Origin of the sequence: Myxococcus vastator, from assembly GCF_010894475.1 — a bacterium.
Taxonomy (GTDB): domain Bacteria; phylum Myxococcota; class Myxococcia; order Myxococcales; family Myxococcaceae; genus Myxococcus; species Myxococcus vastator.
In genome coordinates, this window is the sequence record NZ_JAAIYB010000521.1 from 1 (window position 1) to 5,521 (window position 5,521).

A 5,521-nucleotide genomic window follows, 5' to 3' on the forward strand; every position below is an offset into this window, starting at 1 on the left:
AGCCAAAGCCCAGCCCGCCCACGAGCACCCGGACGCCGCTTCGGCCCGCCAGCCCCTCGCAGCCCGCGTTTGCCAGCGCTTCCTCGGAGCCGTGCTGCCGGCTGGACATCAGCGTCTGTCCCCGCACGCGGAAGACGTACTCGTCTCCGCGCCGGACCAGGGTGATGTCCCCCACGTCCGGGACCTCTGCGCGCTCCAGCGTCTCCCAGGGCTTCATGGCCGGGCTCTTCGCGCGGAGGCGGCCCGGCGTCAAGCCATGACGCCGGGCCCCGGCACACCTCCGTGGCCGCCCGGGCTCAGGCCGAGCGCTTCACGTTCTTCGAGGTGTCCACCAGCACCTTGGCGAAGGTGAGCCCGTCCGGCCCCACATCCGCCTGGATGTGGTCGCCCGGGACGAACTCGCCGCCCAGGACCTTGAGGGCCAGCGGATCCAACAGGTTCTTCTGCACCGCGCGCTTCAGGGGCCGCGCGCCGTACGTCGGGTCGTAGCCGCGCTCGGCGAGCAGCTCCCGCGCCTTCTCCGTCAGCTCCAGCGTGAGCCGCTTGTCGGCCAGCAGCTTGGACAGCCGCGCCAGCTGCAGGTCCACGATGCGGTAGATGTCCTTCTTGCGCAGCGGCTCGAAGAGGACGACCTCGTCCACGCGGTTGAGGAACTCCGGCCGGAAGTGCGCGCGCAGCGCGTCCATCACCTCGTTGCGCGTGCGCTCGTCCAGCTCCTCCTTGCCCGCCATGCCGACCTGGATGTCCTGCGAGCCGATGTTGGACGTCAGGATGAGCACCGTGTTCTTGAAGTCCACCGTGCGGCCCTGGCTGTCCGTCAGCCGGCCCTCGTCGAGAATCTGGAGCAGCACGTTGAAGACGTCGTGGTGCGCCTTCTCGATTTCGTCGAAGAGGACCACCGTGTATGGCCGCCGGCGCACCGCCTCGGTGAGCTGGCCGCCTTCCTCGTAGCCGACGTACCCCGGCGGCGCGCCCACCAGCCGGGCCACGGAGTGCTTCTCCATGTACTCGGACATGTCGATGCGGACCATGGCCGAGTCGTCATCGAAGAGGAACTCCGCCAGCGCCTTGGCCGTCTCCGTCTTGCCCACGCCCGTGGGGCCCAGGAAGATGAACGAGCCGATGGGGCGGTTGGGGTCCTGCAGCCCGCTGCGCGCGCGGCGCACGGCGTTGGACACTGCCTCAATGGCGCTGCGCTGGCCAATCACCCGCTTCGCCAGCCGGTCCTCCATGTGGACCAGCTTCTGGACCTCGCCCTCCATCAGCCGCGAGACGGGGATGCCCGTCCACTTTGCCACCACCTGGGCGATGTCCTCCGCGTCGACCTCTTCCTTGAGGAACTTCTGGTTCTTCTGCAGCTCGGCCAGCTTCTCGTTCTGCGCCTTCAGCTCCTTGTCGAGCGAGGGGATGACGCCGAACTTCAGCTCCGCCGCGCGGTTCAGGTCGCCCTGACGCTCGGCCGCGGCCTGGTCGTTCTTCGCCTTCTCCTGCTTCTCTTTCAGGCTCCGGATGGCGCCAATGGCCGCCTTCTCCGCGTCCCAGTGCACCTTGAGCGCGTTGAACTTCTCGCTCAGGTTGGCCAGCTCCTTCTCAATCTGGCCCAGGCGCTCCTGCGAGTGCGGGTCCGTCTCCTTGCGCAGGCCCTCCCGCTCAATCTGGAGCTGCGTCATCTTCCGGCGCACGTCGTCCAGCTCCGTGGGCATGGAGTCGATTTCGATGCGCAGGCGGCTGGAGGCCTCGTCGACCAGGTCGATGGCCTTGTCCGGCAGGAACCGGTCCGCGATGTAGCGGTGGCTCAGCGTGGCGGCGGCCACCAGGGCGTTGTCCTGGATGCGCACGCCGTGGTGCACCTCGTAGCGCTCCTTCAGACCGCGCAGGATGCTGATGGTGTCGTGCACGCTCGGCTCGCCCACCATGACGGGCTGGAAGCGCCGCTCCAGCGCGGCGTCCTTCTCGATGTGCTTGCGGTACTCGTCCAGCGTGGTGGCGCCAATGCAGTGCAGCTCGCCGCGCGCCAGCGCCGGCTTGAGCATGTTGCCCGCGTCCATGGCCCCTTCGGCCTTGCCCGCGCCCACCAGCGTGTGGAGCTCGTCGATGAAGAGGACGACCTCGCCCGCGGCGTCGGCAATCTCCTTGAGGACGGCCTTGAGGCGCTCCTCGAACTCGCCGCGGTACTTCGCGCCGGCCACCATGGCGCCCAGGTCCAGGGACACCAGGCGCTTGTTCTTCAGGCCCTCCGGCACGTCGCCGTCGACGATGCGCCGCGCCAGCCCCTCGGCGATGGCCGTCTTGCCCACGCCAGGCTCGCCGATGAGCACCGGGTTGTTCTTGGTGCGCCGGCTCAGCACCTGGATGCACCGGCGAATCTCCTCGTCACGGCCGATGACGGGGTCCAGCTTGCCGGAGCGCGCCGCCTCCGTGAGGTCGCGGCCATACTTCTCCAGCGCCTGGTAGGTCGACTCGGCGTCCTGGCTCGTCACGCGCCCGGAGCCGCGGACGTCCTTGAGGCCGGACAGCACGCGCTCCCGCGTCACGCCCGAGGACTTCATCACCTCGCCCACCGCGCCCTTGTCGTGGGTGAGCGCGAGCAGCAGGTGCTCCGAGGAGATGAACTCGTCCTTGAGGGCCTTGGCCTCGTCCTCGGCCTTGTCGAAAGTCTTGAGCAGCCGCTGGCCGAGCATCGCGCTCTCGCCACCCTGCATGCGGGGCAGCTTCTGGAGCGCTTCGCCGAGCCGCGCGGCGAACAGCTTCACGTCCGCCCCAATCTTCCGGAGCAGGGGGTCGACGATGCCGTCCTTCTGGCCAAGCAACGCCGCGGCCAGGTGCTCGGGCTCGTACTGGGGATTGTCCGCCCGACGGGCCAGGCTCTGACCCTCGTGGATCGCCTCCTGCGCCTTCACTGTGTACTTGTCGAGTCGCATGTCTCCAACGTAAGAGTCGGACACCCCTTGGCAAGCAGCGCACGTGGCGCGACGATTTTGCTTGCCCTGAATTTGTTTGACCTCCTGGAAACCACCTGCTTTTCAAGGTGCGGGAGTTGCCAGCGGGTATGATGCCGGGTATAGGCGGCGCCCAATCCCCTGGGGGGCTGACACTGCAAGCGCACGGCGGATATCTCCTGAGACTCGAAAGCTTCGGCGGCCTGGAGCTGCTCCGGCTGGCGCGTGAAGCGCTGGCGCTGGACGGCGCGATGGGCGCGACGGGGCTGAACGTGTCCGTCAACCGGCGCCGCAAGGTGGTCCGTCTGGCGTACGTGGCACCCTTCACGGTGGGGCGGCAGGGCGCGCACTGGTACGCGGCCCACCATGCGCTCCCCCGGCTGCTCTCCCGGGCGGCGAACGCCGCCGTCCAGGCCTACGTCTACGATCCAGACGAAGGCGAGCAGGTCATCGCGTACGGCAACGGCCGGCGCGTGGGCGGGGAGCGGGTCGTCTACGAGGACGTGGAGCTCCCGGTGCCGCTGGACCAGATGGACGACGCGGCCTTCAAGCACATGCAGGAGCGCTGGCCGGTGGGACACCTGGCCTACGTGTTCGGCCTAACGCGCAAGGAGCTGCTGCGGCTGCCGCGCGTGGCGCCCAGCCACGAGCTGTCGCTGGAGGGCCGCGACGCCGAGGCCGGCGCCATCCTGGAGGCCCTGCTGCCGACCTGCCAGGTGACGCTGCCGGAGTCCGACGCCCTCTAAAAGAGGGCTACTCCTCCTGCGGCCCGTCCTGCACGGCCACGGCCTCGCGGACGCCCTGGCTGCGGAAGTACTGCCCCAGGAACGCGAAGGTGCCCGCCACCACCAGGGTGCCGAAGATGGCGCTCCCCGCGCCCATCGCGCTCAGGATTTCACGAGAGGCCTCGACGGTGATGTCCGGTGGGAACTCGGGCATCTTGCTCATCGGCTCCGCCAGCGCCGCGAACAGGCGCTGCTTGGCCACGGACATCTGCGCGCCGTCAATGGTGCGCAGCCCGGCGGCGATGATGGCCGCGCGGCTGAGGACCCGGCGCATGGCGTCGCGGGGCAGGTGCTCCGGATTCAGCATGCGCGCCGCGGACACGCTGACGAAGGCGCAGGCCACGGCCAGCAGGCCCAGCAGCACCGCGCGGGGCTCCCGCATGGGCTCCAGCGCCGCGTAGTAGACCTCGAGCGTCTTCGCGTCGAGCGCCGGGGCACCGGGAATCCGAGGCAGCTCCTGCTCCATCCGGAGCGAGCGCGCTTCGTAGAAGTTCACCATCTCCACGGCTTCCATCAGCGCTGCCCAGCCCGTGAGGATGGAGAGCACCAGGCCCACGATGGCGGCGAAGCGGATGCCGCCGGGCAGGCCCTTCCTTCCAGAGTGCTTCACCGCTTGGTCGCCTCCACGTAACGCAGGCGGAGGTCCGCGAGCAGCCCGTCGAAGAGCTTCTCTTCCTCGGCCGTGAGGTTGCCTCGCGTCTTCACGCGCAGCATGGACAAGAGGTCCAGGTTCTGCCGGGCCAGAGGCAGGTCCTTCGCCTTCTGACCCGTTTCAGGATTGGGTGCACCTCCCAGGTGGATGAGCACCGCGGTGCCCAACCCCACGATGAAGGTGCTGAAGGAGATAGCCTCCTCGGACGCGGAGCGCGCTTCCCCCCGCATCACGAAGGTCTCGCCGCGCTTCCCGTCCTCGGAGCTCATGCGGAGACCGGCCCCTCGTCGTCGGGGGTCTCGTTCGAAGTGGTGTCGGCGGCGGCGTCGCCCTCGTCGCCCTCGGCCTCGTCGTCGTCCGCGCCGGCCTCGGCGGCGTCGCCATCCGTCGACTCCGCGGCGGCGGACGTCTCAGCCTCGTCGCTGTCGTCGGACGTATCGTCGTCCTCGTCGTCCTGGTCTTCGTCCTCGTCGTCGAAGTCATCCTCGTCGTCGTCGAAGTCGTCGGCGTCGTCGTCGAGCATGTGCGTCTCCACGGGGACGGACTTGTCCGCCACGTCGGGCAGGCCCTGGAGATGGCGCTCGTACTCCGCCTCGCCGAGCTGGCCAGAGCGCACGTACCGCTCCGCGGTGCGCTTATCGAGGTACTTCGGGTCCGCCGAATCCGCCATGGTTCAAATCCTCAGAATTGCTTGGAAAACAGCGCGGCACCTTATAGCAGGGTGGCCATCTGTCAACGCCGCCGTCCCGCCTTCCAGAGCCGATGAACGCACCGTCCCGCCCGCACCTTCCCCGCGGTCCCTACCTGCTGTGTGACGACTCCGTCCTGCCGGAGCTTTCACTGGTGGACAAGGCGGCTCGCCTGGTGGCCGGAGGGGCCCGCGTGGTGCAACTGCGCATGAAGCGCACCCCGGCCCGTGAAGCGCTGGCCGCCGCGCGGCAGGTGGTGGCGCTGTGTCGCCGGGAAGGCGCGCTGTGCCTGGTGAACGACCGGGTGGACCTGGCGCTGCTGTCGGACGCGGACGGCGTCCACGTGGGGGACGAGGACGTGCCCGCCCAGGATGCGCGCGCGCTGCTGGGGCCTGGCCGTCTGGTGGGCGTCACGGTGCGAGACGCGGCGGGCGCGCGGGTGGCACAGGCGGCGGG

Annotated in this window: 6 protein-coding genes and 1 pseudogene; 2 read left to right on the top strand and 5 right to left on the bottom strand. The window is 69.2% G+C overall.

The window, feature by feature from the left end; all coding sequences use genetic code 11:
• Both G4D87_RS32915 and clpB read right to left on the bottom strand, forming a co-directional pair.
• Positions 1 to 217 (bottom strand): annotated as a pseudogene (locus G4D87_RS32915) (hypothetical protein); the annotation flags it as partial.
• Positions 218 to 296: 79 nt separating this feature from the next.
• Positions 297 to 2,921, bottom strand: a complete 2,625-nt coding sequence (gene clpB, locus G4D87_RS32920) for an ATP-dependent chaperone ClpB (protein WP_163786645.1) — start codon at positions 2,919 to 2,921, stop codon at positions 297 to 299.
• A 128-nt stretch (positions 2,922 to 3,049) separates the two neighbouring features.
• Here clpB and G4D87_RS32925 point away from each other — a divergent pair, with 128 nt between their 5' ends.
• Positions 3,050 to 3,685 (top strand): hypothetical protein, encoded by a 636-nt coding sequence (locus G4D87_RS32925; RefSeq protein WP_240358806.1) that lies wholly within the window; start codon positions 3,050 to 3,052, stop codon positions 3,683 to 3,685.
• Between the two features lie 7 nt (positions 3,686 to 3,692).
• Here G4D87_RS32925 and G4D87_RS32930 read toward each other — a convergent pair whose 3' ends face one another.
• From G4D87_RS32930 to G4D87_RS32940, 3 genes are read right to left on the bottom strand one after another with little or no spacing between them, the layout of a single operon-like run.
• Positions 3,693 to 4,334 (bottom strand): hypothetical protein, encoded by a 642-nt coding sequence (locus G4D87_RS32930; protein WP_163786646.1) that lies wholly within the window; start codon positions 4,332 to 4,334, stop codon positions 3,693 to 3,695.
• Complete coding sequence (locus G4D87_RS32935) at positions 4,331 to 4,645, bottom strand: DUF1844 domain-containing protein (protein WP_163786647.1); 315 nt, start codon at positions 4,643 to 4,645, stop codon at positions 4,331 to 4,333. The genes G4D87_RS32930 and G4D87_RS32935 overlap by 4 nt, the downstream gene beginning before the upstream one ends.
• Entirely contained in the window at positions 4,642 to 5,046 is a 405-nt protein-coding gene (locus G4D87_RS32940; RefSeq protein WP_163786648.1) for an RNA polymerase subunit sigma, read from the bottom strand. The genes G4D87_RS32935 and G4D87_RS32940 overlap by 4 nt, the downstream gene beginning before the upstream one ends.
• A gap of 92 nt (positions 5,047 to 5,138) precedes the next feature.
• Between G4D87_RS32940 and G4D87_RS32945 the strand changes: the two genes are divergently transcribed.
• The coding region (locus G4D87_RS32945) for a thiamine phosphate synthase (RefSeq protein ID WP_205507803.1) at positions 5,139 to 5,521 on the top strand (383 nt) is incomplete at its 3' end.